This window comes from Leadbetterella byssophila DSM 17132, assembly GCF_000166395.1.
In the GTDB taxonomy this organism is placed as follows: Bacteria; Bacteroidota; Bacteroidia; order Cytophagales; family Spirosomataceae; genus Leadbetterella; species Leadbetterella byssophila.
This window is the reverse complement of sequence record NC_014655.1, coordinates 1,669,993-1,695,836: the sequence shown is the minus strand read 5'-3', so window position 1 is coordinate 1,695,836 and position 25,844 is coordinate 1,669,993. Positions and strand designations below refer to the sequence as shown.

Here is a 25,844-nt window from a genome sequence, read left to right as displayed (position 1 = left end):
ACATTTAAGGTTAAATTATTGATTTTCTAGGGTCCAATCCCCAAATATTTTGTTCCATTCAAAGTCTCCTTTTTCCAATTTTTTCTGGGCCCAAGCCACCCTTTTATCTGTTTTAGCTCCAGAGCCTCTGTTTCCAAGTTCAGCAAAAAATGCTGTCTTCTCGTTTTCAGGATTTCTCCAGTTGTCCCAGCCTTCCGGCTTTATAACCTCAGATAGTTCGGAATCCAGAAAAACCACTCTGGCATAGGGGCGCCAAGGTCTGCCTAGATAATGGCTTTCTTTTTCTTCCCCTTTGATTATACAGTTTTTAAACACATATCCGTAGGGTCTCCACTGTGGGGTAGAAGCTGCAGTTATGTATCCTTTTCCTTTGCAAAAGATCTCACAGTTCTCAAATAAGGCTATAGAAGAGCCAAAGATGAAATCTACCGTTCCTTCTATGTAGCAGTTTTTGTAGTATTGTCTACTTTCCTTGCCATAGGTATACAAGGTGTCTTGAAATCCAAGGAATCGGCAATTTTCAAAATACGACTTATCTCCTTTAACCCATATGGCCACAGCTTGGCCTACAGGTCCCGCGGTATTTTGAAATGTAATGTTTTTTGCTGCGAACCCTTCCCCAAAGGCATAAAAGGAGGATGATCCTGTGGTGCCCATCTCTTCTCCAAAACGGTTCGGCTTGGTAGCATAGTCGTCATATGTTAAAATAGTGACTGTAGGATCCGCGCCTAGCAGAGTGACCTGAGACTTAGATTCTGCAAGCACTATTTTTTCCTTATAAACTCCCGGCTTTATCAAGATTATAGTTCTCTTCTTCCTGAAATCAGGAACGGCATTGATAGCTTCCTGTACCGTAAGGAAATCTCCGGATCCATCTTTTGCTACTACAAAATCAGCATCCTGACCTAAGGTGGGGATGGCCAAAAGGACCAAAAGAAGTAGTTTTATAGCCATTTTTGTCTCCATGCCGGGTAATCTGTTTTAAGTAGTTTCTCTGCATAGGTTCCAAAGTAGGAATAACCTAACCTACGTTCTAGTTCAATTTCCTCCAGTTTCTCCTTTTTAATCCCGTCTCTACCCACCACAAAAGGCTGGTTCGTTTGTAAATCGTAGAATCTGCCCCACAGAATCTTTCCGGGAGAAAACTTAAGTCGCCTATCAATAGCCTTACCATTTTCATCATATAAGGTTTCTACTTCTCGGTCTAATATCTTTACTTTTTCAAACCATGCTACTCCTGATTGGATAGACTTCTTTATATCTTCACTAGGTGTTTCTAATTCCATGAGGAATTTAAGAATTTGCACACTTTCAGAACCACTTAGGGATGCCAGTTCAAAGGTTCTGGCGGATGCAGGCTGCAGGGTATTTCTATCGTGCTGAGCACACCAAACCGTCAAGGTATTGCCTTGTTTGTATTGACATTTTAGTATGCACTGAATTCCTTTTTCTACAGCTAGACGTGCAGGATAGGAAAATTCCTTTTGTAGAACTTCGTAGGATTCCTTGCCTTCTGATACCTTTTTTAATACTTCCAATACATGAATCATGGAGTTATCATTGAAAGTAATATGTTTACGATATGAACTTGTGTCAGGGAAGAACTGTCCCCAGCCTCCAGCACTATTTTGGGCATTGATTAAATAAAGAATGCCTTTCTTGGCTGCATGGAGGTAATGATGATTTTTCGTGTTGGAGTAAGCTTCTACTAGATACCTGATCTCTCTTGTGGTGGCATCATCATCTATTGTGGTATCTTCAAAGTGCTTTTCGCTTTCAATCTTCTCCTTCTCGGCTGGGCTGAGTTCTTTTTCGTAATCAATCGGGTCTCCGTTCGGTTGAGGCCAGCCACCATTGTCTCTTTGATATACTAACATCCTTTCTGCCACCGGATCTGTGATCTGAGAGCTGGGTACTTGTTTTTGGCAAGCCCAGAAAAGTACAATTAAAGCATATAGTATTGGCAACTTTATCATCAGTTTTGTAGGACTATCCTTATGACAAGAATGCTTGGGGTACTTGAAATAAGCAAAGATTTAATTGTTTTTTTTACGGGAACGTTATCGGTAACGTTGCCGATTTCCTTTCACAAGAAGGTTAGGGCATTGAATCCGGCAAATTATGGGAAATCGGGCCTGTTTTGGAGAGTAAATTTAGGGAGACAACACAGGAAAGTGCTCTTTGAAAAGTACAATAAAATAGAAATAATACCTTATTTTTGAGTGAAAATCTAATAATTTATGTTTAGGGTATGGATTCTGATTGTGATCTGTCACAGTCTTTTTGCGCAAGATCTTGTCAAAGGTAGAGAGCCGGATTTGTTGATGTCTTATGCTCCAGGTAGAAAGATTGAGGTACACCGTGCATCCGGAATATCAAAAGCTCCAATGATAATGCTTATTCATGGAGGAGGGTGGTCAAGCGGAGAACCCGCGCAGATGCGAGCTTGGGCAGATACCCTCTCAAAATTGGGCTATGTATGTCTGTCAGTCCAATATACACTCTCGGGAGAAGGACTATATCCCGCAGCTGTCAAGGATCTAAAAGCCGCCATTGCTTTTATGCATAAGAATGCAGCAATGGTAGGAGGAGATAAGAATAAACTGGCCTTATTGGGTTTCTCAGCAGGGGGTCAACTGGCTTCATTACTAGGAACCACCTGGGATTCTGATTTGTATGGAAAGGATAAGACGAGGATTCATGCGGTCATCAATATGGATGGTATTCTAGCATTCATACATCCGGAGAGTGGGGAAGGAGATGATAGTAAAAAGCCTTCTGCTGCCACTAGATGGTTTGGGTATCCCAAAGATTTTAGTACGAAGCATTGGGAGGAAGCCTCGGCATTAAACCACGTTTCAGAAAAGACTCCCCCTCATTTATTTCTGAATAGCAGTGTAAACAGAATGCAGGCGGGTAGAAGGGAGTTTCAAGCGCGATTAGCACAATGGAATATCTATTCTGAAGCACATAAATTTGAAGATGCCCCTCATGATTTTTGCCTAAAAAGACCTTGGCTTTCGGATGCAGTGAGCTATACTCATTCCTTTTTAAAAAAAGTATTGCCTTGAAATAATGCTATACTGTTTTAAAGTTCTTACAAAGGTGACTTAATGATGATTATTTCTATTACCTGAGGGGATAAACTTAGTAATTTACTAGAATACCCATTTTCGGGAACGTTGCCATAATTTTTTTCTCAGGCAGGCTGTGCTGGTGCCATTATTTCTTTCTATACTTAGCTGCATTATGCCGTTTGTAACATTGGTATAATGTGTATTCAATCTTGATTTTGTACAATATAACTTTTGGAATGGCATGAAAAAAGCCTTGTTGTTGATGTTGATTTGTTGGGGAGCTCATGCTCAGAAAAATTATTCTGTACGCATGGCAGATTCCTTTATGAAATGGAATCCGGATAGTATAAAAGTGGCACCCAATAAGCCTGCAAGATGGGATTACGAGCAAGGTTTGGTGTTGAAGGCACTTGAAAAGGTTTGGGTGCAGACGGGTGATGCCCGCTATTTCAATTTTATAAAGAAGGAGCTGGATCTCTATGTTCAGGAGGATGGCAGCATCAAATCTTATAAATACGATGATTTCAACCTGGATAATATTTCTACAGGGCGAATGCTATTGACCTTATATGTTCAGTCCCTTCCACAAAAAGAAAAATATAAAAAGGCGGCCGATTTGCTTTGGAAGCAATTAGAAAATCAACCCACAACCTCAGAGGGAGGGTATTGGCACAAGCAGCGTTACCCCTATCAAATGTGGCTTGATGGCCTTTTTATGGCAGAACCCTTTGCTGTAGAATATGCAACTCTATTCAAAAAACCGGAACAAATAGACCATGTCATTCAGCAGTTTGATCTCATTGAGAAATATGCGGTGGATAAGAAGTCAGGACTGATTTACCACGCATATGATGAAAAGAGACAGGAAAAATGGGCAGACCCACAAACTGGACTTTCTAAACATTTTTGGGGAAGAGCTCTGGGCTGGTATGCCATGGCATTGGTAGAGGTTCTGGATTATCTTCCCCAGGGACATGAAGGTAGAGTTAAATTAGTTTCCTATCTGAAAAGATTAGCACCAGCCATCCAAAAACATCAAGACCCGCAATCAGGACTTTGGTACCAAATTCTGGATATGCCTAAAAGAGAGGGAAATTATAAGGAAGCTTCTGTTTCAGCCATGTTTGTATATGCTTTAGCTAAAGGTGCAAGATTAGGGTATATTGATCCAAAATATGCACAAGTAGCGCTAAAAGGATACAATGGCATACTTAAAGAATTTGTAAAAGAGGAAGCGGATGGATCCCTTTCGTATCACCATACGGTGAGTGTAGGAGGATTAGGCGGAAATCCTTACAGAGATGGTAGTTATGAGTATTATTTAAGTGAGCCTCAAAGAGTGAATGATTTAAAAGGTGTAGGGCCATTCATCTTTGCCAGCATTGAGATAGAAGCCCTGAAAGAAAGAGCCCCACTTAAGCCCAAAACTGTGGCTCTTGATTATTACTTCAACAGGGAATTCAGGAAAGATATAAACGGGGATACGGAGCAGTTTCACTACACCTGGGAAGACAGAATGCACTCCGGATTTTGGATCTGGGGGCAAGTATTTACGCACCTTGGTGCTAAAACAACTGCATTAAAAGAGGCCCCAACCGCCCAAAACTTAAAAAATGCTCAAGCATATATAATTGTAGATCCGGATACTCCAAAGGAAACAGCTTCACCTAATTATATTAATGCTACACACGTAAAAGTGATAAGCGACTGGGTGAAAAATGGAGGGACTCTCGTACTTATGGCGAATGATACCACGAATTGTGAGATTCCTAAGTTTAATGAATTAGCTAAGGCCTTTGGGATATCATTTACAGGGAAGAATATCAATTTCATCCCCGGTGGGAAAGACTATGAATTGGCGGCGGTGAACATTCCTACAGGTAATGATGTGTTCCGAAATACAAGGAAGATCTATGCAAAGGAGATCGTTACATTGAAGGTTGAAAAGGGAGCAAAAGCCCTGGTAAAAAAGGGAGATGATGTGGTTATAGCTACGGCAAATTATGGCAAAGGAAGGGTTTTTGTTATAGGAGACCCATGGTTATATAACGAATACGTTGACGGACGTATCATAGGTCCGGAATTTGAAAACATGCAAGCTTTAAGAGATCTAACCCATTGGATATTGAAATGAAAACATTAATCATCATGTTAAGTGCCCTTTTTATGGCAGGAGATCCCGTTAAGGAAGTAGAAAATAGAGTGGAAGAGCTACGTCAGCTCATGCTCAATCCTAATAAGGCCCAGTTAGAGAAGATCACACATCCTGACCTGAGCTATGGACATTCCAGTTCAAAAGTGGAATCCAGAGCAGAGTTTGTAGAAACTTTGGTCACAAAAAAATCAGATTTTAGAAGAATAGACCTGAAGGAACAAAAGATCAATGTAGTGGGAAACACCGCAGTGGTTCGTCATATCTTAGATGCAGACACCTTTGATGGTGGTGTTCCGGGATCTATTAAACTTCATATTTTAACTGTTTGGACAAAGGAAAAAGGTGCATGGATTCTAGTTGCCAGACAAGCTGTTAAACTACCCCAATAAGAAATGAGATTATCAAAGGAAACCTACAACGTGCCGGTTTTACCGGAAAAAGTATTGCAATTTGGAACAGGTGTTCTGCTTCGGGCACTTCCCGATTATATCATTGATCAAGCGAATAAGGAAGGTAGATTTCTTGGGAAAATTGTGATGGTGAAGAGCACCTCTCAAGGTGGCACAGATCAATTTAAAGATCAAGACTATCTCTATACCGTATGCATTCGGGGTTATGAAAATGGAAATTGGGTAGAAAAGAATGAGGTAAATACTGCTATTTCCAGAATTCTTTCGGCGAAAGAAGAGTGGGACGAAGTACTGAAAGTGGCTACCAGTAAAGATTTAGAGGTAATCATCTCTAATACCACGGAAGTGGGGATTATCTATGAAGAAGAAACTCTGGGAACAGATGCTCCAAATTCCTTCCCGGGTAAACTTTTAGGAGTACTTCATAAGCGATTCCAAGCCTTAGGAAAAGATGGAGGTATCGTAGTTATACCTACTGAATTGATCTCTGACAATGGAACAAAGCTGAGGAAGATTGTGGAAGATTTGGCTAAATTCAATTCATTAGGGGAGGATTTTTATCAATGGCTGGAACAGGAAGTGACTTTCTGTAATTCCCTGGTGGACCGTATAGTTCCCGGAACTCCTAAAGGGGAAGTGGCTGAACAGATCAAAAAGGAATTAGCTTATGAAGACTCCCTGGCTATCATGGCGGAACCCTATGCACTTTGGGCCATTTCAGGCGATGAGAAGGTGAAGGAAAAGCTAAGTTTTACGGGGAATGGAGCATTTGTGGAAGAAGATATAACCAAATATAAAGAGCTTAAGCTGAGGTTACTTAATGGAACACATACCTTGACTTGCGGTTTGGCCTTCTTTGCCGGATTTCCTACTGTGAAAGATGCTATGCAGGATCCTGGTTTTTCAAAGTTCTTAACGGACTTGATGCAGAAAGAGATTGGTCCTGCTATTCCCTATGCATTGAAAGAAGGTGAAGCAGAAGCTTTTGGAGCTCAGGTAATAGATCGTTTTAGAAATCCTTCTATAGAACATTTTTGGATCAATATTACTTTGAATTATACCCAAAAAATTGAAATGCGAATCGTAGCTTTGTTGGATCAGTTCGCACCGGACAGAATATCAGCAGGTTTGGCGGCTTATTTGCATTTTATGCGACCTGTTCGTCAGGAAGACGGCAAATGGTTTGGTGAATTTAATGGCCAATCCTACTGGATTCAGGATCAACAGGCTGCAGCTTTTAAGGATATGAATACGGCAGACGTAGAGGAATGGACCAAAACTGTCTTAGGAAGAACTGATTTTTGGGGTAAGGATTTAAACCAAGTCCCAGGATTAACTAAAAAGGTATCACATTACTTGAATTTGCTTCAAACGGAAGGAGCAAAAGCCGTTTGGACAGAAATTAACTCAAAATGAAAGTTCTAAAAGTTCACCCTTCAGACAATGTTATCGTCGCGCTTCAGGATTTAAAAGCAGGTACTACAGTTGCTTATGGCGACAAAAACATAACCCTGGTCACAGACGTCAATGCGAAACACAAGTACGCCGAATATGATTTCCAAGTAGGAGATGAAATTATCATGTACGGAGTTCTTGTAGGTAAAGCTAAGCAGCCCATTAAACAAGGAGAGTGGATAAGTATTTTTAATGTCCAACATGCTTCTGCAGATTTCACTATCGGACAGAGAAAAACCGATTGGACTCAGCCGGATGTGAGTAGATTCAAAAACAGGCAATTTCTGGGATATCACCGTGCTGACGGTTCTGTGGGTACTGCAAATTACTGGATAGTTCTTCCTCTGGTCTTTTGCGAAAACAGAAATCTGGATGTGATGAAGAATGCCCTAGTGGACCAACTAGGATATGCCTCACACGATAAGTACCATAGACAAACAGAACAATTAGTAGACCTTTATAAGTCGGGGAAAAGCATAGAGGAGATCCTCAATGCAGATATTCAGGTGTCAAATACTGTTCCTGCTCAAGAGAGGCTTTTTCCGAATGTAGACGGAGTGAGATTCTTGACGCATGATATGGGCTGCGGAGGAACGCGGCAGGACGCACAGGCCCTCTGTGGACTATTGGCAGGATATATAACACATCCAAATGTAGCAGGTGCTACCATTCTAAGTTTAGGGTGCCAAAACGCCCAATACAGCATGCTTCAGGAGGAAATCAATAAAAGAGGTGGAGCGAATAAGCCAGTATACTTCTTTGAACAGCAGGCTTTAGGTACAGAAGAAAGATTGATCTCTGAAGCTATAAAACAAACCTTCGCGGGATTAGTAGAGGCTAATAAGGTACAGCGTCAGCCTGCTCCCCTGTCTAAGTTAGTGATAGGGTTAGAATGTGGAGGTTCTGATGGATTTTCCGGTATTTCCGCAAATCCTGCTATAGGATACACTTCAGACCTTTTAGTGGCCTTAGGTGGAACAGTTATTCTTGCTGAATTCCCTGAATTATGTGGAGTAGAGCAGGAGTTAAGTAATCGTTGCGTAACAGAAGAATTAGCCGGAAAGTTTAATCACTTGATGCGTACCTATAACCAGCGTGCTGAAGAAGTGGGGTCCGGTTTTTACATGAATCCTTCACCTGGTAATATCAAGGACGGTCTTATCACAGATGCAATAAAATCAGCCGGAGCGGCTAAGAAGGGAGGCACTTCACCGGTTACAGATGTGCTGGATTATCCGGAAAAGGTAAGCAAACCAGGCTTAAACCTTCTTTGTACGCCTGGAAACGATGTGGAATCCACTACAGCAGAAGTGGGTTCAGGAGCCAATATTGTGCTCTTTACTACGGGGTTGGGTACGCCTACAGGGAATCCCATTGCACCGGTGATCAAATTGTCTACAAATACGCCTCTTTACGAAAAGATGCCAGACATTATAGATATAAATACAGGTACCATTATAGAAGGAAAGGAAACTATAGAACAAGCGGGTGAAAGAATATTAGAATATGTGATAGAAGTGGCAAGTGGAAGGCGCGAGGCACTCTCCGTAAAGCATAATCAAGAAGACTTTATTCCGTGGAAAAGAGGAGTTTCTCTCTAACAAGATAAAAGATGAAAGCATTTTTAGACGAGAATTTTTTACTGCAAAGCAAGACTGCAGAAAGGCTGTATCACGAATATGCGCGAGATATGCCTATCATAGATTACCATAATCACTTGCCTCCTGATCAGATTGCTCAGGATCTTCAATTCAAGAATATTGCGCATGCCTGGTTATATGGAGATCATTATAAATGGAGGGCCATGCGCGCCAATGGGGTGGATGAATCCTATTGTACCGGAGAGAGGTCAGATAGAGAGAAATTTCAGAAATGGGCTGAAACCGTGCCCTATACCCTGAGAAACCCTTTGTATCACTGGACTCATTTGGAACTTCAAAGGTATTTTGGTATAAAGGATATTTTGAATGGAAATACTGCCGAAGAAATCTACAATAGATCCTCGGAGATGCTTCAAGAGACCTCACATTCCTGTAGAAATCTGCTAACGCAGATGAATGTTAAGGTAGTATGTACTACAGATGATCCATTGGATACTTTGGAACATCACCAAACCTTTGCAGCAGAAAATACGGAATTGAAAATGCTGCCAACCTTCCGTCCGGATAAATTCATACTTATTGATGCTCCTTCGTTTGTGAGTTATGTAAGGAAGTTGGAAGAGATTGTAGGATTTACCATTGCAAGCTACGATGACTTAGTAAAAGCGTTGAACAGCAGAGCGCAGGCTTTCAATGCCTTAGGGTGTAAGTTAGCAGATCATGGCCTGGAACAAATCTATGCAGAAGATTTTACCCCTGAAGCTGCAGATAAGGTATTCAAGGCCGTATTAGCGGGGGGGAACCCAAGTCTTGAGGACAGCAAAGTGTATAAGTCGGCTATTCTACATGCGCTAGGAGTGATGTATAGTGGTTTAGGGTGGACGCAACAATTTCACTTGGGCGCGTTGAGAAATAATAATAGAAGGGCATTGAGAACGCTAGGTCCTGATACAGGCTGGGACAGTATAGGTGATTTCCCTCAAGCGGTGGCTTTGTCTAAATTTTTAGGTAAGTTAGATGAGTTTGACCAATTGGCGAAAACAGTCATTTACAACCTTAATCCTGCAGATAATGAGGTTATTGCGACCATGATTGGAAACTTCAATGACGGATCCATTGCCGGTAAAATTCAATTTGGTTCGGGATGGTGGTTTTTGGACCAGAAAGACGGTATGATTCGTCAGATGAATGCTTTGTCTAATATGGGCCTATTGTCGCGCTTTATAGGTATGTTGACAGACTCCAGAAGCTTCTTGTCATTTCCTAGACACGAATATTTCAGAAGGATACTATGTAATATGTTTGGGGAAGACATAGAAAATGGAGAATTACCTAATGATATCAGCTGGACGGGGCAAGTGATTCAAAACATATGTTACAATAACGCAGCACAATTCTTCAAATTCTGATGGTATTAACGTTTGGTGAAATCTTATTGAGATTTTCTCCCCGTTTAGGCGGAGTATGGATAGAAGAATCTAGCTTTCCCGTATTTGTTGGAGGGGCTGAATTAAATGCAGCCCAGGCTTTAGCGGCTTGGGATGTTCCGGTTTCTTATTTCTCGGCATTGCCTGAAAATGGTTTGTCTCAAGATATAGTACAGTATTTGCAGTCCAAAAATATTGGAACGGACAAGATCCATTGGGGAGGAGAAAGAATAGGTGTTTATATGCTGCCTCAAGGGGCGGATCTTAAGAATGCAGGAGTAATTTATGACAGAGCCCACTCTTCATTTTCAGCCTTAAGGGCTGACGATATGGACTGGGATCAACTTTTTGATAGAGTTGAGTATTTTCACCTGAGTGCCATTAGTCCTGCTTTAAATCAGGGTGTGGCAGACCTATGTATTGCTGCAGCTAAAGAAGCACATAGCAGAGGAATAAAGGTTACATTTGATCTGAACTATAGGGCAAAGCTCTGGAAATATGGTAAAGATCCGGTGGAAATTGTCCCTCAAATTATACCATATTGTTATCTGGTGATGGGCAACATTTGGGCAGCAAATACCTTATTGGATATTCCTATTGATGGTGAAGTAGCACAGAATAAAGTAGGCAAAGAAGAGTATTTGCAAGCCGGCAAGGAAAGCGCCAATGAACTTATGAATAGGTATCCAAATGTTCAAAAAGTAGCTTATACCTTCCGGTTTGATACCCTTCCAGAGGGCATTGAATACTATGCAACTTTGCTTTCAGGTAATGATTTTGTAGATTCGCCTGAGTTTAGAGTAGATCATGTGGTAGACAAAGTAGGAAGTGGGGATTGTTTTATGGCCGGCTTACTTTACGGATTGGTTAATCAGTCAACTCCACAAGAGACCATAAATTTTGCAGCGTCAGCGGCATTTGGTAAACTACAGGAATACGGAGATGCTACATCTCAAAGTATAGAACAGATCCTTAACCGATTATAATAGATATGATGTCAACCTTATTTGAGCGCCCATTGGTGCCCGTTTATTACCACTCTGATTTTGATACGGCTAAGGCTGTAGTAGATGCCTGCTATAGAGGCGGAGTGAGGGTATTTGAATTTACGAATAGAGGAGAGCAGGCGCTTGAGGTTTTTTCTGAATTAGTGGCAAAGAACACCTATTCTGACCTACTTTTGGGCATAGGAACTATAGGAGATCCGCAAACAGCTGAAAAATTTATTGAAGCCGGGGCCCGTTTTGTAGTTCAGCCATTTACTACTGCATCTGTAGGTAAGGTTTGTATAGAAGCTGGAATTCCCTGGATTCCCGGGACCTTGACTCCCACTGAAATACACTCTGCATTACAAATGGGAGCATCTTGTGTGAAGATCTTTCCGGGGAATGTGGTGGGGCCATCCTATGTTAAGGCATTGAGAGGGCCTATGCCTGATGTTAAAATTATGGTGACCGGAGGAGTAGAACCCACGGCTGCTAGTTTAAAAGAATGGTTTTCTGCCGGAGTAAATGCGGTAGGGCTCGGTTCTCAATTGTTCAAAAATCAACCTGATCAAATAGCTTCCATACTGGAAGAATGTTTTACACATATTTAACCTTAACCTCATGAAGAAAATTACAAATTACCGTTGGACCATCTGTGCGCTCTTGTTCTTCGCCACCACGGTGAATTATCTGGATAGACAAGTTTTAAGTTTACTTAAACCTCAGTTAGAGGAGCTATTTGGGTGGTCAAACACGGATTATGCCAATATTGCGGCGGTCTTCCAATTTACCTACGCCATTTCCATGCTATTTGCGGGAAGATTTGTAGATAAATTAGGTACCAAATGGGGATATGCTTGGGCCATTATTATATGGTCTTTGGGAGCAGTATTACATGCGTACTCCATTCCGGTGGGAGAGAAGACTTTGGCCATCTTGGGATGGACCGGACTTAGCGCCTTTTCCTTGTCGGTAGTAGGGTTTATGGTCTCCAGAGCCGTTCTGGCTGTTGGAGAAGCAGGGAACTTCCCGGCGGCTATCAAGGCTACAGCTGAGTATTTTCCAAAGAAAGAAAGGGCCTTTTCTACAGGTATATTTAATTCCGGTGCTAACGTAGGTGCTATTTTGGCTCCACTAACTGTGCCTTGGATCGCCTCGCATTGGGGTTGGGAAGCTGCTTTTATCATCATTGGTTTGGTAGGCTTTGTCTGGTTAGTATTTTGGTTGTTTCTGTATGAGAAGCCGGAGAATCAGAAGCGTTTGTCAGCTGAAGAGTTAGCCTATATCCAGTCGGATAGTGAGGAACCGGTGCCAGTGGAAGGAGAAAAGGTGAGTTGGATGAAGTTATTGACCTTCCGTCAGACCTGGTCCTTTGCTTTCGGTAAGTTTATGACAGATGGAGTATGGTGGTTTTTCCTTTTCTGGTTGCCTGCTTTTTTAAAGGATCAGTACCAAATGGTGGGAGAAAGTATCATGTTACCTTTGGCAGTTCTATATAGTATGACTATGATAGGTAGTATAGGAGGGGGATATTTCCCTACGTATTTTATAAATAAGGGATATGCTCCATATGATGGACGTATGCGTGCTATGTTGACCATAGCTGTGATTCCTTTAGTAGTATTATTGGCACAACCCTTTGGTCATATATCTTTCTGGGTACCTGTAATACTAATAGGTATAGGAGCTTCTGCCCACCAGGCATGGTCAGCGAATATCTTTACTACGGTATCTGATATGTTCCCTAAGAAGGCTGTAGGTTCTGTTGTAGGTATCGGTGGTATGGCCGGAGGATTAGGAGGGGTAGTAGTGACCAAACTTGGCGGTGCGTTGTTTGATCACTATAAGGCTTTAGGACATATTGAAACCGGTTATACTATCATGTTTACCATATGTGCTGTTGCATATTTAGTGGCTTGGATAGTAATGAAAACTTTGGTTCCTAAAATGAAACTAGTGGAGATTTAATCCAATACTCGGATTTTGATATTCTTAAACTCCACAGATTTATACCATTTTTGAAGGGCTATTTTACCTTTAGTAGCCTTGCCAAATTGCGGGAAGTAGCTAAAACTGCTTTCCGCAATTTGCTTTTTCCACTCTTCTGATTTAAAATCTTCTTCCGCGGTAAGTATATCGTTAAGGAAGAACTGAACATGACCATCTTTTTGAACTATACGTCCATGGTTCCAGTGCTCATTGCCTTTAGGTGTAACCTCTGTTAGTTGGGGTGAAAAGTTATATAGGCAGCCGGCTCTCTTTTTAACATTGTTTTTATAATCCGGATGTAGGGTATCTAATAATTGATACTCGGGGCCGGTAGCCCATGCAGTAGGATTTTCTTTGGTTTCTACCACATTAATAAATACACCTGAATTTCCTTCTGGAGATAGCCGGTAATCAAAACGGAAATCAAAATTCTCGTATTCTTTGTTAGTTACCAGATCTTCATGTTCTACTTTCAAAGAATCTGCCATGTAGCGTAAGATTCCGTTTTGGACGGTCCAAGCTGAAGGTTTATTTGTTGTATCATTATAAAGATGCCAGCCTTTGAGGCTGGAGCCGTCAAATAAAAGTTCCCAACCTTCAGCTAACTCCTCTTCTGTCAGTAAGTTGTCTTTTTGTGGAGTACATGCGTTTACCAAAAGCAATAGAATGACACTAAGTCTATACATAGTAATTAAAATTTTGTAATTTTATTAAAATAAAACTCAATTAAAAAATGAAAAAAGTACTTTTTATCCTTTTAAGTGTACTGCCATTGATTTCTAAAGGTCAGAAACCTGACGCTTCCTATACTTTTCATTCGGCCATGATTTATGAACTGATCAGTAAGGATAAGAAAGGGAAGACCACCACTTTGGAGCAGGAATATTATTTTGGAAATAAGGAAGGCATTGTGGGGGCAAAGATGAATCTGGGCGATAAAGGCGCAGGGATAGATTTCATGATTATGGATTTAAATAATCTGAGGGTTTTTACATTCATGAGTAGTAAAATCATGATGGGTGTGAATTTCAAAGATGACAAAATGGTACAAAGCATTGAAAAGGAAAATGAGAAATTTAAGATCACGAAATCCGGAGAGACACGTACCATAATGAATGAACCTTGTGAAGGATATAAAATCGTCAAAGAGGGAGAGAAATCAGATATCACCATGTGGATTTCAAAGAACAGGGTGGAAGCAATTGCAAAATTAGCTACCAGTATGGCGAAATCTTTTTCTGGCGGTATAGGAGGGAAGCAACCTAATTATTTTGCCTATAATGCGCATCCGGAACTGGTGAAGATGGCAAAAGAAGGAAGAGCAGTTTTAGGCTATACAGTGAAAGGAGATAAGGGTGATATTTCAGAGATGTTACTTAAAGATAGTAAGACCAATATCAATTATACATTTCGAGCAAGCGAATACAAATCCATGTTCTAAATGGAGGAACATGGATTAATCTACAGCCTAAGAAAAATACAAGCTTAGGCTGTATTTTTTTGTCGTTTTATGGGAAATGTCAAATTTTATTGCTTATTTCGCGTCCGAAAATCCCTATGAATCAAAAGCGTAGGGTTTAGCAGTCAAATCGTTTTACAAAAAAATACTATATGTCAATTGCATCGATAAGACCAGATGAGGTTTCTGCCATCCTGCGTGAGCAGCTGGCCGGGGCAAGAACCGAAGCAGAATTAGAAGAGGTAGGTACCGTACTTCAGATAGGGGACGGAGTAGCTCGTATCTATGGCCTTTCAAAAGTACAACAAGGAGAATTGATCTCTTTTGAAAACGGTCTGAAAGGACTGGCGCTTAACTTGGAGGAAGATAACGTAGGGGTGGTATTGCTGGGTGATTCTTCTGAAATCAAAGAAGGTGCTACGGCAAAGCGTACCGGTGCTATTGCCACCGTGAAAGTAGGAGACGGAATTATCGGTAGAGTAGTGAACACACTTGCTGAGCCTATCGATGGTAATGGTCCTATTTCAGGTGAAACGTTTGACATGCCATTGGAGAGAAAAGCTCCTGGTGTAATCTATCGTCAACCAGTAACTGAACCTTTACAAACAGGTATCAAGGCGGTAGATGCCATGATTCCAATCGGTAGAGGACAAAGAGAGCTTGTGATTGGTGACCGTCAAACCGGTAAAACTGCGGTTTGTATAGACACCATCATCAACCAAAAAGAATTCTACGACAAAGGAGAACCAGTATACTGTATCTACGTAGCTTGTGGTCAAAAAGCTTCTACTGTTAAAGCTGTAGAGCAGACTTTGAGGAAGTACGGAGCTATGGCTTATACTACTATCGTAGCTGCGAATGCTTCTGATCCTTCTCCTATGCAATATTTCGCTCCGTTTACAGGGGCAGCTATTGGAGAGTATTTCCGTGATACAGGTAGACCTGCTCTTGTAGTATATGATGACTTATCGAAACAAGCGGTGGCTTATCGTGAAGTTTCCCTACTTCTTCGTCGTCCACCAGGACGTGAAGCATATCCTGGAGACGTATTCTACCTTCACTCAAGATTGTTGGAGCGTGCGGCTAAGATCAACGAATCTGATGCAATCGCTAAAGAAATGAATGACCTTCCTCCTTCTTTGAAAGATAAAGTAAAAGGTGGTGGTTCATTGACAGCTCTTCCAATTATCGAGACTCAGGCAGGTGACGTTTCTGCGTATATTCCTACTAACGTGATCTCCATTACAGATGGTCAGATTTTCTTGGAATCTAACTTGTTTAACGCAGGTATCCGTCCGGCTATTAACGTAGGTATCTCTGTATCTCGTGTAGGTGGTAACGCTCAGATCAAATCCATGAAGAAAGTGGCCGGTACTTTGAAACTTGACCAGGCTCAGTTCCGTGAATTGGAAGCTTTCGCGAAATTTGGTTCTGATTTGGATGCTGCAACTAAATTGGTGATTGAAAGAGGTAAGAGAAACCAGGAAATCTTGAAACAAGGTCAGTACCAACCTGTAGCTGTAGGTGATCAGGTAGCTATTATCTATGGTTCTATTAACGGTGTATTGGACGAAGTTCCTGTACACAGAGTTAAGGAATTTGAAGGTGAGTTCTTGTCTCTATTGAATTCTACTCGTCCTGAGGTTATCGCTAATCTTTCAAAAGGAAAATTAGATAAAGAAGACACTGACTACATCGTTAAATTCGGTAAGGAACTAGCTCAGAAGTACGCAAACAACTAAGTAAACAATGGCTTCATTAAAAGAAGTAAGAAATAGGATCGCTTCCGTAAACTCTACCATGCAGATCACAAAAGCCATGAAAATGGTTTCTGCTGCGAAACTGAGGAGAGCACAGGATAAGATCACACAATTAAGACCTTATTCTCAAAAATTGAACGAACTTATCGCTCAAGTTTCTGAGAACACTGAGGTAGGAGCTAACAGCCCTTACACTCAAGTGAGAGAGGTGAACAATGTGCTGATTGTCCTGGTTACTTCAGACAGAGGTTTATGTGGAGCCTTTAACTCCAATATTATCAAAGCTACGGCAGCATATATTTCCGAGAATTATGCTGCTCAGGCTGAAAAAGGAAACGTGACTCTTTTCCCTTTGGGTAAGAAAGGGTATGAAGCGTTTCAGAGAAGAAATGCTCGTTTAAATGCTGAATATTCCGATATCTTCAACCGTCTTTCTTTTGAAACAGCAAAGAATGCGGCCGAAGGAATCATGGAAGATTTCGCAAACGGAGTATATGATGAAGTGGTATTGATCTACAACGAGTTCAAGAACGTAGCCACTCAGATCGTAAGGGCTGAGCGTATGCTTCCTTTGATCAATGAAGAAAAAGAAGCAGCTACCTCTAACGTAGATTATATATTTGAACCTTCAGAAGAAGAAATCCTTTTGGATCTTATTCCTAAGGCTATCAAACTTCAATTGTTCAAAGCTGTTTTAGATTCTAACGCCGCTGAACACGGTGCTAGGATGACTGCTATGGATAAAGCTACTGATAACGGTGGCGAATTGTTGAAGTCCTTGAAGATTGAATATAACCGCTCTCGTCAGGCTGCGATTACTACTGAGATCCTTGAGATCGTTGGTGGTGCAGAAGCCTTAAAGCAGTAAAGTTTTGATGACTATACGAAAGCCTCTCCTTTTGGAGAGGCTTTTTTTGTTCCTCAATTTCTATTGGGTTTAGGATTTTGCAAGGCCCGTTTTCGGACCCATACGAAGGCTTCTATTCGCTTATATTCCTTATACTAGAGCATTGGCTTTAGAACGTCTTTTTATCTCTTTACAGCAGACTATTAGCTAATAAAATAAAATGTGTTCTTGTTTTTTGAATGAGTGGAAGTTGGATGTTTAAGTCGGTACATTGTGTTTTAAATGTTGAGCTACAAAAGTTTGGTTTCTCTGTGGCTTTCGCAATATTAGACCATAATGTTTCGCTGTTAGTTAGAATGCCTCTAGGCTTACTGTTTTGTTTCGTACGCTATTACATTGTATTTAGGAAGGATGCTCTACTATTCGCCTTTTTATAGCAAAAAACGAGCAACTTCTTTTAAAGACCACATCTTTGGCCCATTTCTTATCTTTTTCTTCCATAGATCTTGAATCTTCCATAAGATTCTTTTAATCATTCAGAAGGGCTGATTGCAAAATAGGATGGATAATACAGGTATTAAATATCCCTTTTAACTAGTAATTGTATTCTTTTGATTTATTCATCCATGCTTTAGATCATTAAGGGGATAGTTAAGTGCAAATGTTGTATTGCATTTTTTAATTTCGGTAGGATTCAAATTTATAAGATTGAGCTTAAGCACGGATAAGAAGATTAATTCTATGGAGGAGGGATTTTAATTTCAGGTCAGAAGGGGTTGCTTTTAAGTGCTATGTATTTCCTAATCTCCCTTTTATATAGTAAGTCCCTATTTTTATGGCGATATGCCTAGACATTAACTAATTCATTCGTTGAGTGATGTCTTTAGGATAAACTATGAGTTACTCTGGCAAAAAAAAAGGCAGCTAAAGAAAGCTGCCTCTTTTTGGTGTATTATTACTATCAGTTTTTAACAATCTTCTTAGTTTCTTTAAAGTTACCGGAAGATACAACTACGTTATAAGCACCCGGAGTGAATTTCTTAAGGTTCACTTCAATTTGAGCGTCTGCCTTGAAGGTTTTTGAATAGATCAATTGATTGATTTGATTATAAACATTCACTTCTACCGGAGCAGTTTTAAGCTCTGAAGGAACGTTTACATTGATCTTATCTGCAGTAGGGTTAGGATAAACTACCATTGTAGCACCGCCACCACCAGTAGTCTTTGTAACCTTCACTACTTTAGAGTAATCAGATGAACCTACCGCGTTTTCAGCTTTAACTCTGTAATAGTAAGTATCTGCCGGATTTGCTCCAAGGGCATCTGTATACGTTTCTTTGTTTCTTGCTACTTCACCAACTTTAGCAAAGTCAGCATCTTCTTTTGTAGAACGCTCAATGATGTATTTCTCTTCTTTATTTGTGTCGTCAACCCAAGTAAGAACTACATCTGATCCTGACCAACTTGCTTTTAGTCCATAAGGTGCGGTTGGAGCTTTATCAGGAGTAACACTTACATATCCATCCATATAAGCGTAGTCAGACTCTCCGTAGATATAGTTTCCAGCTTTAACTCTATAAGTGTAAAGAAGTCCTTCGTTCAAGTTTACGTGTTGGATAACGTTAACACCTGTTTTTACAAAAGCTAAGTTTGTCCAGTTTTCTCCATCTAAGCTATAATCGATATAGTAGTAATCTGCATCATCACCTGCATGATTCCAACTTATGCCTAGGGCCCAGTTGTCAAAGTTATCTTTGTAAGCTACTCCAATAACGTTAGTTGGTTTAACGGCAGGGCCATGCGTTTTGTCTCTCAAGAAGGCCCAGCCTCCTTGAATATGTTGATCGCTGAATGACCATACGGCTATATCCACCCATTCATTTTCCTCTAGACCTTCGATCGTAAATGTATTAGCATTCGGATAAGTTACTCCGTAAACTTTATATTCTGATTCCCAAGCTCTTTTTAGGGAGATATAGTAAGAAGCTCTGATATCTGATCTACATACCCAGTCTTCCTCAGGATTGTCCCACATAACAGTGATACTGTTATTGGTTTTGCTCACTGCACGAAGATTCATAGGTGCAGCAGGAGCTACGTATGGTCTTACCGTTACACTTACTGTATTAGATTCTGTAAGTTCGCCTAAAGCATTTACAGTATATAATTTGTATGCAGTATAAATTCCTGGTTGGGCATCAAAGTCATAGTACTCAGTAGTATATGGAGGTAGATCACTCAAATGATACCATGGTCCCCCGTGAGACTTCATCACGATGATGTTAGTAACAGGACCTCCTGTATTAGGAATCGTCCAAGTTAGTCCTACATATTGAGGACAGTTGCTAGTGGTTTCTAGTGCTGCTCTAGGAGCTGCAGCTACTAAAGTTGTAACCACTTTGCTAGTGTAGGCACTTTCAGTAGTGCATGGAGGGGTTACACAATCCAGGACTCTTGCATGAACATCATAGGATGCTCCTGGTAATAGGTTACTAAAAACCGCCGTGATAAAAGTGCTACCTCCGGATAATGCATGTAGTGTGGTGTCATTAACCCCATTACCTATGACAATCACTTCAATGCCTCTAACGCCGGTAGTGTCATCTGGGACAACTGTAGCTTTGAAACCTGTTTTAGTGATGTCACTAAACTCCAACTGAGGAGCGTTCAATTGTGCAGAAGCGAAATAGCCGCTCAATATCAAGAAGAGAGATAGTAATAATTTTCTCATGATTGAATGATATTATGTTTTGCACAAATATATAAAAAATGGCTAGCCTCCTTCCTGTAATCGTATTATTTTATCAAGAAAAAGTTATTATGCGGTTAATTATTGATTTAATAATTGAAAAAGCTGAAGCATTTTCATGGTTTCAGGAACATCATGTACCCTAATAATGCGTGCACCGCGCTCCACAGCATAATTATGTAGGTATAAGGAATAGGGAAGACTTTCTTCAGGAGTGATGCCCAAACTCTTATAGATCATCGATTTCCTGGACATTCCCACTAAAAGGGGGAAATGTGGGTTGTTAAGCAAATGTAGGTTCTGCAAAAGGGCGTAGTTGTCCCGAATGGTTTTGGAGAAACCAAAGCCCGGATCCAAAAGAATGTCTTTTACTCCATTTTCACGTAGAAAATTGGCTTTTTTGAAGAGTTTATCACTTACTTCCTGTACTATATCTTTATACGGGTAGGGGATATGCATGTCTTCTGTATTTTTGCCCGCTTGATGCATCAAGACATATACAGGTTTATACTTGATAATTATAGAAAACATATCTTCATCAAAATCCCCCCCAGAAATATCATTGATGATATGTGCACCAGCTTCTATCGCGTATTTAGCCACTTTACTTCTAAAAGTATCAACCGAGATGCCTACTTGAGGAAAGTGCCTCTTTATGGCTTCTACTGCCGGTACTATTCGGTCTATTTCTTCCTGTACACTAACAAAAGCCGCACCCGGACGAGTAGAGTATCCTCCTATGTCCATAATCTTCGCTCCAGCCTCTACCATAGATGTAGCTTTTTTTATAAAACCTTCCTCTTTAGGATTAAATCTACTATCTTTGTAAAATGAATCCGGCGTACTATTAAGGATTCCCATAACTACGGGTTCATCGAGTACAAGAACCTTACCGCCTATATTTATTGTATTTTTCATAGTTTGCAAAAAAAACAAAAACTATTGAAATTTATATATGCCTAAGACCGAAACTGAATATTCTAAAATAATAGCCCTCTGCTTTGATATATTTTCAAAGAAGAATATGGACTATGGAACCTCATGGAAGATACTTCGTCTTCCTTCTATCACGGATCAGATATACATCAAAGCTAAGAGAATTCGCACTTTGCAGGAGAACGGATTTTCTAAGGTGGATGAAGGGGAAGTTCCTGAATTCATTGGAATCATTAACTATTGTGTGATGGCTCTGATGTTAATGGAAAATGGAGAGAATATTCAAGACGTAGAGGCAGGTTATAAAGAAGAAGTGGAGAAGGTAAAGGCTCTTCTTTTTAATAAAAATCATGATTATAATGAAGCATGGAGGAACATGAGGGTAAGTTCCATGACAGACATAATCTTGATGAAACTAATGAGAATTAAGCAGATTGAAGATAACGGAGGAAAAACCATCATCTCTGAAGGAATTAGATCCGGTTATCAAGATATTATAAATTATTCTGTTTTTTGTTTGATCAAACTGAGTGAAATTCAATCCGGCCAACAGTAAAAGCCTATGAAGATACTTGCTATTTTTTCTCGGATTGTGGTTGGGATGTACCTTATGTTCTCAGGTTTTTTGAAGGTAGTGGATCCTTATGGTACTGCCTTAAAGCTTAAAGAATATTTTGAGGTATTTGCTATGGATATACCTGTTTTGGAAGGTCTGTTCATAGGTTTGAGTGAAATGTCAGTTACACTTTCCGTTCTGTTCTGTTGTATGGAACTAGTGGTAGGGGTAGCATTGTTCTTTGGTTTTAAGTTGCGTTATACTGCTTGGGTAGCGCTGCTTATGATGACGTTCTTTACATTCCTGACTTTTTATTCGGCATATTTCAATAGGGTTACAGATTGCGGTTGTTTTGGGGAGTTTATGAAATTAAAGCCTTGGCATTCATTCTGGAAGAATGTGGTGACTATGGTGTTTATCTTAATCATCTTCTTTTATCGCAAAAAGTATCAAAACTTGGGAGCAGGAACACCTGCAGTGTTGATAGCAAGTATCTTGTCTTTGGGCATTGGAATATATAGTTTAAGTTATTTGCCGGTAATAGATATGCTGCCATATGCGGTAGGTAAAAGTATTCCGGAACAGATGAAAAGACCGGATGTAGCACCTGATATAGAGTATGAGTTTTTGGACAAAACTTCTGGTAAAACCTTGAAGTCTAAAGAATATCTCATGGATACTGTCCGTTATACCTATCAAAGCTCAGTGGTGCTGAACGAAGATAACATCAAACCGGTGATTACTGATTTCTCAGTAGTAGATACGGCCGGAGCTGATCAGATGGGGGAAGTTTTAGAAGGGAAGGTTTTGGCATTGTTAATAAAGACTACTGAAGACCTGGAAGACCTTGAATTTAAGAAATATAGGGAGCTTGTATCCAAAGTTAGTAAGAGTCAGATAAAGCCTATCGTTCTGACCTCTCAAACGGACGCTATTGCATTCTTAGCTGAAAAGAAGCTTTCTTACCCTTGTTATTTTGTGGATGAGAAAGTAATGAAAACTATGGCTCGCAATAATCCTATCCTGTTATTGCTAGATAATGGTACCATCTTGGGGAAATGGAGCTTTAATCGTTTGCCATCAGATTCGAAAATTAAAAAGTTGATTAACATATAGTACTACTGCGTATAAATGACTACGAATATTTTTATGATTGGGATGCCGTCTTCCGGAAAGAGTACGTTAGGAAGACAATTAGCTAAAGAGCTAAACTATGAGTTCATAGATCTAGATAAAAAGATCGAGCTGGCGGAAGGTAGAAAGATCAGTGAGATTTTCAATCTAGAGGGCGAGGAGTATTTTAGGAAGATAGAAACGGAGCATTTAAAGCGCATAGAGCCAAATTCCAGATTGGTGATTGCTACCGGAGGAGGAACTCCATGTAACGGCAACAATATGGATTTCATTAAAGAAAACGGAATTAGCGTGTTCTTAGATGTGAAGCCTAAGAAATTGGAAGAGAGAATGAGAAATTCCAAGAAAAATAATCGCCCTTTGTACAATTTGGAAAGTGAACTTTTAGTAGATACCTTGACCAAAACGTATGAAGACAGGATTGAAACCTATAAAAGGGCGGATATCGTAATAGAAGGAGATACAGATGCGAATACCATACTTTGGATTTTGGACGCACATTTCTCCAAAGCGGTCAAAGATGTGATCTGAGATATTTCAGTTCCACACCCACAGTGCTTTAAAAAAAACTAGATCATACCACTATCATGAATAAGAAACACAGCCTTTTTGGCACTTTTTACAAGTGGCAGAAAGACCATAGGTCCATCCTTGGAATCTTTTTGGTCGCCTTTGTACTAGTGCTCTTATTTGTACCGGATACCACCACTCCAGGAAAATATGACAGAAGAGTGTGGATTACTTGGGCAAATTATATGCTCAGTAACGGACTTGAAAATGTGTATAAATTAGGAGTAGATTACCTACCTATTACACATTATATTCTGTATGGCTATACGCTGTTAACGGGTTCCACGGAATCTATAATAGCAAATATTAATTCCTTGAAGATCTTTACCTTCGGAATGGAATTAGTAGGTGTTTTTTATGTGTACTTATTGATTAAAGAAAAATATCCAAGACAGGCTCCATTAGCCTGTCTTCTTATTTTATTAAATCCAGCCTACCTCTATGATTCCCTTTTATATGGTCAATGGGATGGGATTTATACTACCTTAGTCTTTATTAGCTTCTATTATGCATTAAAGCATAGATTGACCTTAAGCCTGATTTTCTTTTTCATTGCTATTAATGCTAAGATTCAAGCATTAGTATATCTACCTTTGATAGGTTTTATTTGGCTGGAACATCTCATGGAAAGATTTGAAGCCAAACGCGTCTTTAAAGCCCTTGTGGGATTAGTAGTGGTGCAAAGTCTCATCCTGTTGCCATTTGCGTTGACGGGCGATTTATGGAGGGTTTTTGAAGTAGGTTTTAACATGGTTGGTAGATATCCGCAAGTTTCCATGGGGGCTAATAATATGTGGTTCTTTGTCTTTGAAAACCCTTTGAAGCAATTGGATATTCATGGTGTCTATGGATTGAGCTACAACACCTACGGTCTGCTGGCCTTTTTCGCCATGTCCTTTGTGGTATTATTCCCTTTGGTCATCTATTTGTTCTTTAAAATCAAAAGCAGAGATTTCTCCAGGAGATACCCTGTATCAGGTCTATTGATCATGGGGGCTTTATTGCCCGTGATCTTCTTCTATTTTAATACCCAGATGCATGCCAGATATGCTCATTCGGCGATATTATTTGCCGGTGCATATGCTTTGTATAACCGTAAATATTTCTTCTATATACTAGCTAGTCTGGCCTACTTTTTAAACCTAGAAAAGGCGTCCAAGATACTTAAAGGGAATATAATGGAATACCAGGTATTCTTTATGCAATCTAAGTTCATAGCAATTCTCTTTGCTCTGTTGATCGTCTTGGGTATTTACTTGTTGTACAAGCCCTTCTTCTCAACAACTTCCATGCATCAGGAAGGAAAGTAAGGATATCTCCGGCATTCATGGCGTCATGGCCCAGGGTTTCAGCGGCAATGTCTCCGGCCAATCCGTGTAAATACACGCCTAAAGGAAGTGCTTTTTCTATAGGGTATCCCTGAGCTAAGATAGCTGTAAGGAGACCGGTGAGTATGTCCCCGCTTCCGCCTTTTGCCATACCATAATTACCACTGGAATTCACCAGTATTTTACCGTCAGGGAAAAAGATATGCGTGTTTGCTCCTTTAACTATAAGATATATCCCTTTCTTTTTTGCCAGTTTTTCTGCCTTTTCCCATCTCTCAAAACTGCTTTTCGAGGTACCTACGATGCGGTCCAGCTCTTTAGGATGAGGAGTTAAAATAGCTCCTGTCGGTATTTTTTCAGGGTGCTTAGCAAGAATGTTCAAAGCGTCAGCATCTAGTACCAGAGGAATAGGTGGGAGGACGGATAAAAATTCTAGAAGTGCTTCCTGTCCGTTATGGCTCATTCCCATTCCTATACCTATCGCGGTAGTCTTAGCGTCTATGGTAGGAGTTTGTTTGATATATTCTAAGTTTATATCTCTTTGTACCAAAGCTTCAGAAGGAAGATCAGGAGTGCATCCCGGACCATACACCTTCACTATGCCGCATCCTCCCCGAAGTGCGGCTTTGGTAGCTAAATCTATTGCACCTGTCATGCCTTTGCTTCCACCCACTAACAAGGCTTGGCCTAATGTTCCTTTATGAGCAAATCGAGAGGGTTGATTTAATAGTAAATGTACATCAGCAAGATATTGGTAATTACCATCACCTACTTTTTCTAATCCTATGTCAATTATTTCAAAGGATTCTATCCCGTGTTCAGGAGCGAAGAACGCCTTTTTAGGGCAATGAAAGGTGTACACTATATCTGCCTTTACGTAAGGGGATGTTGTAAGCTCATCAGCAAGCAACCCACTTGGAAGGTCTATGGCGAGGCATGTTCTTCCTTCTATTTTCTCAAACAATGCCTTCCATTCTATGCCTAAGCCGGTTCTCAACCCAAAGCCATAAAGTGCATCAATGATAATAGAGTCAGGCCAAAGTTCAGGTAGTTTCTCTAAATTAAAAACTTCGAATTCTTCTAAAAGTTTCTGGTTCTCGAGGTTGTCTTCGGAATATTTGGGACTTTCCAACAAGAAAACCTGAGTGTTTATACCCTTTTCTTTTAACATGCGTCCTAGTGCTAATCCGTCGCCTCCGTTATTTCCAGGACCACATAAAATGGAGAATTCCCCATGTGGAAATTCTCTAGTTATGGCTTTCAATAATTCCCTTGCCGCTCTCTCCATCAGGTCCCAGGATCGGATGCCTTGAACTTGGATAGTATGTTGGTCGGTAGCCCGGAGTTGTTCTTTGTTCAGAATGTTCATAAAAAAGGCCTTTCATTTCTGAAAGGCCTAATCTAA

Annotated in this window: 22 protein-coding genes; 16 read left to right on the top strand and 6 right to left on the bottom strand. The window is 40.3% G+C overall.

Annotated elements, in window-relative coordinates; translation table 11 throughout:
- Nucleotides 1–15 precede the first annotated feature (15 nt).
- Together LBYS_RS08105 and pelA are read right to left on the bottom strand one after the other, a co-directional pair.
- Nucleotides 16–954, bottom strand: a complete 939-nt coding sequence (locus tag LBYS_RS08105; protein ID WP_222836546.1) for a pectinesterase family protein — start codon at nt 952–954, stop codon at nt 16–18.
- Nucleotides 945–1,976, bottom strand: a complete 1,032-nt coding sequence (pelA, locus tag LBYS_RS08100; protein WP_013408381.1) for a pectate lyase — start codon at nt 1,974–1,976, stop codon at nt 945–947. Before pelA ends, LBYS_RS08105 begins: the two co-directional genes overlap by 10 nt.
- Before the next feature lie 264 nt (nt 1,977–2,240).
- Between pelA and LBYS_RS08090 the strand changes: the two genes are divergently transcribed.
- The 9 genes from LBYS_RS08090 (at nt 2,241) to LBYS_RS08050 (ending at nt 13,079) form a co-directional block, all read left to right on the top strand.
- A complete protein-coding gene (locus tag LBYS_RS08090; protein WP_013408380.1) occupies nt 2,241–3,071 on the top strand; it encodes an alpha/beta hydrolase in 831 nt (276 codons plus the stop codon).
- Between the two features lie 247 nt (nt 3,072–3,318).
- Nucleotides 3,319–5,211 (top strand): glycoside hydrolase family 88/105 protein, encoded by a 1,893-nt coding sequence (locus LBYS_RS08085; RefSeq protein WP_013408379.1) that lies wholly within the window; start codon nt 3,319–3,321, stop codon nt 5,209–5,211.
- Nucleotides 5,208–5,621, top strand: a complete 414-nt coding sequence (locus LBYS_RS08080; protein ID WP_013408378.1) for a nuclear transport factor 2 family protein — start codon at nt 5,208–5,210, stop codon at nt 5,619–5,621. The genes LBYS_RS08085 and LBYS_RS08080 overlap by 4 nt, the downstream gene beginning before the upstream one ends.
- A 3-nt stretch (nt 5,622–5,624) precedes the next feature.
- Nucleotides 5,625–7,058 (top strand): tagaturonate reductase, encoded by a 1,434-nt coding sequence (locus LBYS_RS08075; protein ID WP_013408377.1) that lies wholly within the window; start codon nt 5,625–5,627, stop codon nt 7,056–7,058.
- Nucleotides 7,055–8,698: a UxaA family hydrolase gene (locus tag LBYS_RS08070; RefSeq protein WP_013408376.1), complete on the top strand. Its 1,644-nt coding sequence runs from the start codon at nt 7,055–7,057 to the stop codon at nt 8,696–8,698. The genes LBYS_RS08075 and LBYS_RS08070 overlap by 4 nt, the downstream gene beginning before the upstream one ends.
- An 11-nt stretch (nt 8,699–8,709) precedes the next feature.
- Nucleotides 8,710–10,107, top strand: coding sequence for a glucuronate isomerase (uxaC, locus tag LBYS_RS08065; RefSeq protein ID WP_013408375.1), 1,398 nt, complete (start codon nt 8,710–8,712; stop codon nt 10,105–10,107).
- Nucleotides 10,107–11,111: a sugar kinase gene (locus LBYS_RS08060; protein ID WP_013408374.1), complete on the top strand. Its 1,005-nt coding sequence runs from the start codon at nt 10,107–10,109 to the stop codon at nt 11,109–11,111. The genes uxaC and LBYS_RS08060 overlap by 1 nt, the downstream gene beginning before the upstream one ends.
- 5 nt (nt 11,112–11,116) lie before the next feature.
- The gene (locus tag LBYS_RS08055) at nt 11,117–11,722 is read left to right on the top strand and encodes a beta/alpha barrel domain-containing protein (protein ID WP_013408373.1); all 606 of its coding nucleotides are present in this window, start codon (nt 11,117–11,119) and stop codon (nt 11,720–11,722) included.
- 10 nt (nt 11,723–11,732) lie between these two features.
- Nucleotides 11,733–13,079, top strand: coding sequence for an MFS transporter (locus LBYS_RS08050; RefSeq protein ID WP_013408372.1), 1,347 nt, complete (start codon nt 11,733–11,735; stop codon nt 13,077–13,079).
- Here LBYS_RS08050 and LBYS_RS08045 read toward each other — a convergent pair.
- Nucleotides 13,076–13,786 (bottom strand): 3-keto-disaccharide hydrolase, encoded by a 711-nt coding sequence (locus tag LBYS_RS08045; protein ID WP_013408371.1) that lies wholly within the window; start codon nt 13,784–13,786, stop codon nt 13,076–13,078. The genes LBYS_RS08050 and LBYS_RS08045 overlap by 4 nt on opposite strands.
- A 47-nt stretch (nt 13,787–13,833) precedes the next feature.
- Between LBYS_RS08045 and LBYS_RS08040 the strand changes: the two genes are divergently transcribed.
- The 3 genes from LBYS_RS08040 to atpG all read left to right on the top strand — a co-directional run bounded on the left by LBYS_RS08040 (nt 13,834) and on the right by atpG (nt 17,187).
- Nucleotides 13,834–14,541 (top strand): DUF4412 domain-containing protein, encoded by a 708-nt coding sequence (locus tag LBYS_RS08040; protein WP_013408370.1) that lies wholly within the window; start codon nt 13,834–13,836, stop codon nt 14,539–14,541.
- A 176-nt stretch (nt 14,542–14,717) separates the two neighbouring features.
- Entirely contained in the window at nt 14,718–16,301 is a 1,584-nt protein-coding gene (gene atpA, locus LBYS_RS08035; RefSeq protein WP_041824405.1) for a F0F1 ATP synthase subunit alpha, read from the top strand.
- A 7-nt stretch (nt 16,302–16,308) separates the two neighbouring features.
- On the top strand, nt 16,309–17,187 hold the full coding sequence (atpG, locus tag LBYS_RS08030; RefSeq protein ID WP_013408368.1) for an ATP synthase F1 subunit gamma: 879 nt from the start codon (nt 16,309–16,311) through the stop codon (nt 17,185–17,187).
- Nucleotides 17,188–18,127: 940 nt separating this feature from the next.
- Here atpG and LBYS_RS08020 read toward each other — a convergent pair.
- Nucleotides 18,128–19,897, bottom strand: a complete 1,770-nt coding sequence (locus LBYS_RS08020) for a T9SS type A sorting domain-containing protein (RefSeq protein ID WP_013408367.1) — start codon at nt 19,895–19,897, stop codon at nt 18,128–18,130.
- Nucleotides 19,898–19,996: 99 nt separating this feature from the next.
- A complete protein-coding gene (folP, locus tag LBYS_RS08015) occupies nt 19,997–20,833 on the bottom strand; it encodes a dihydropteroate synthase (RefSeq protein ID WP_013408366.1) in 837 nt (278 codons plus the stop codon).
- Nucleotides 20,834–20,870: 37 nt separating this feature from the next.
- On the opposite strand from folP, the gene LBYS_RS08010 reads away from it, so the two are divergent.
- The 4 genes from LBYS_RS08010 to LBYS_RS07995 are packed head-to-tail and all read left to right on the top strand — an operon-like array spanning nt 20,871 to nt 24,421.
- Nucleotides 20,871–21,407, top strand: coding sequence for a DUF1599 domain-containing protein (locus tag LBYS_RS08010; RefSeq protein ID WP_013408365.1), 537 nt, complete (start codon nt 20,871–20,873; stop codon nt 21,405–21,407).
- A 6-nt stretch (nt 21,408–21,413) separates the two neighbouring features.
- A complete protein-coding gene (locus tag LBYS_RS08005; protein WP_013408364.1) occupies nt 21,414–22,523 on the top strand; it encodes a BT_3928 family protein in 1,110 nt (369 codons plus the stop codon).
- A 15-nt stretch (nt 22,524–22,538) separates the two neighbouring features.
- A complete protein-coding gene (locus tag LBYS_RS08000; protein ID WP_013408363.1) occupies nt 22,539–23,072 on the top strand; it encodes a shikimate kinase in 534 nt (177 codons plus the stop codon).
- Nucleotides 23,073–23,128: 56 nt separating this feature from the next.
- Complete coding sequence (locus LBYS_RS07995; protein ID WP_013408362.1) at nt 23,129–24,421, top strand: putative hexosyltransferase; 1,293 nt, start codon at nt 23,129–23,131, stop codon at nt 24,419–24,421.
- Here the strand turns inward: LBYS_RS07995 and LBYS_RS07990 are convergent.
- Nucleotides 24,324–25,808, bottom strand: a complete 1,485-nt coding sequence (locus LBYS_RS07990) for a bifunctional ADP-dependent NAD(P)H-hydrate dehydratase/NAD(P)H-hydrate epimerase (protein WP_013408361.1) — start codon at nt 25,806–25,808, stop codon at nt 24,324–24,326. The genes LBYS_RS07995 and LBYS_RS07990 overlap by 98 nt on opposite strands.
- Nucleotides 25,809–25,844 lie beyond the last annotated feature (36 nt).

Coding starts and splice junctions, on each gene's coding strand:
- LBYS_RS08105 (WP_222836546.1), bottom strand. CDS start 954: ATGGCTATAAAACTACTTCTTTTGGTCCTTTTGGCCATCCCCACCTTA.
- pelA (WP_013408381.1), bottom strand. CDS start 1,976: ATGATAAAGTTGCCAATACTATATGCTTTAATTGTACTTTTCTGGGCT.
- LBYS_RS08090 (WP_013408380.1), top strand. CDS start 2,241: ATGTTTAGGGTATGGATTCTGATTGTGATCTGTCACAGTCTTTTTGCG.
- LBYS_RS08085 (WP_013408379.1), top strand. CDS start 3,319: ATGAAAAAAGCCTTGTTGTTGATGTTGATTTGTTGGGGAGCTCATGCT.
- LBYS_RS08080 (WP_013408378.1), top strand. CDS start 5,208: ATGAAAACATTAATCATCATGTTAAGTGCCCTTTTTATGGCAGGAGAT.
- LBYS_RS08075 (WP_013408377.1), top strand. CDS start 5,625: ATGAGATTATCAAAGGAAACCTACAACGTGCCGGTTTTACCGGAAAAA.
- LBYS_RS08070 (WP_013408376.1), top strand. CDS start 7,055: ATGAAAGTTCTAAAAGTTCACCCTTCAGACAATGTTATCGTCGCGCTT.
- uxaC (WP_013408375.1), top strand. CDS start 8,710: ATGAAAGCATTTTTAGACGAGAATTTTTTACTGCAAAGCAAGACTGCA.
- LBYS_RS08060 (WP_013408374.1), top strand. CDS start 10,107: ATGGTATTAACGTTTGGTGAAATCTTATTGAGATTTTCTCCCCGTTTA.
- LBYS_RS08055 (WP_013408373.1), top strand. CDS start 11,117: ATGATGTCAACCTTATTTGAGCGCCCATTGGTGCCCGTTTATTACCAC.
- LBYS_RS08050 (WP_013408372.1), top strand. CDS start 11,733: ATGAAGAAAATTACAAATTACCGTTGGACCATCTGTGCGCTCTTGTTC.
- LBYS_RS08045 (WP_013408371.1), bottom strand. CDS start 13,786: ATGTATAGACTTAGTGTCATTCTATTGCTTTTGGTAAACGCATGTACT.
- LBYS_RS08040 (WP_013408370.1), top strand. CDS start 13,834: ATGAAAAAAGTACTTTTTATCCTTTTAAGTGTACTGCCATTGATTTCT.
- atpG (WP_013408368.1), top strand. CDS start 16,309: ATGGCTTCATTAAAAGAAGTAAGAAATAGGATCGCTTCCGTAAACTCT.
- LBYS_RS08020 (WP_013408367.1), bottom strand. CDS start 19,897: ATGAGAAAATTATTACTATCTCTCTTCTTGATATTGAGCGGCTATTTC.
- folP (WP_013408366.1), bottom strand. CDS start 20,833: ATGAAAAATACAATAAATATAGGCGGTAAGGTTCTTGTACTCGATGAA.
- LBYS_RS08010 (WP_013408365.1), top strand. CDS start 20,871: ATGCCTAAGACCGAAACTGAATATTCTAAAATAATAGCCCTCTGCTTT.
- LBYS_RS08005 (WP_013408364.1), top strand. CDS start 21,414: ATGAAGATACTTGCTATTTTTTCTCGGATTGTGGTTGGGATGTACCTT.
- LBYS_RS08000 (WP_013408363.1), top strand. CDS start 22,539: ATGACTACGAATATTTTTATGATTGGGATGCCGTCTTCCGGAAAGAGT.
- LBYS_RS07995 (WP_013408362.1), top strand. CDS start 23,129: ATGAATAAGAAACACAGCCTTTTTGGCACTTTTTACAAGTGGCAGAAA.
- LBYS_RS07990 (WP_013408361.1), bottom strand. CDS start 25,808: ATGAACATTCTGAACAAAGAACAACTCCGGGCTACCGACCAACATACT.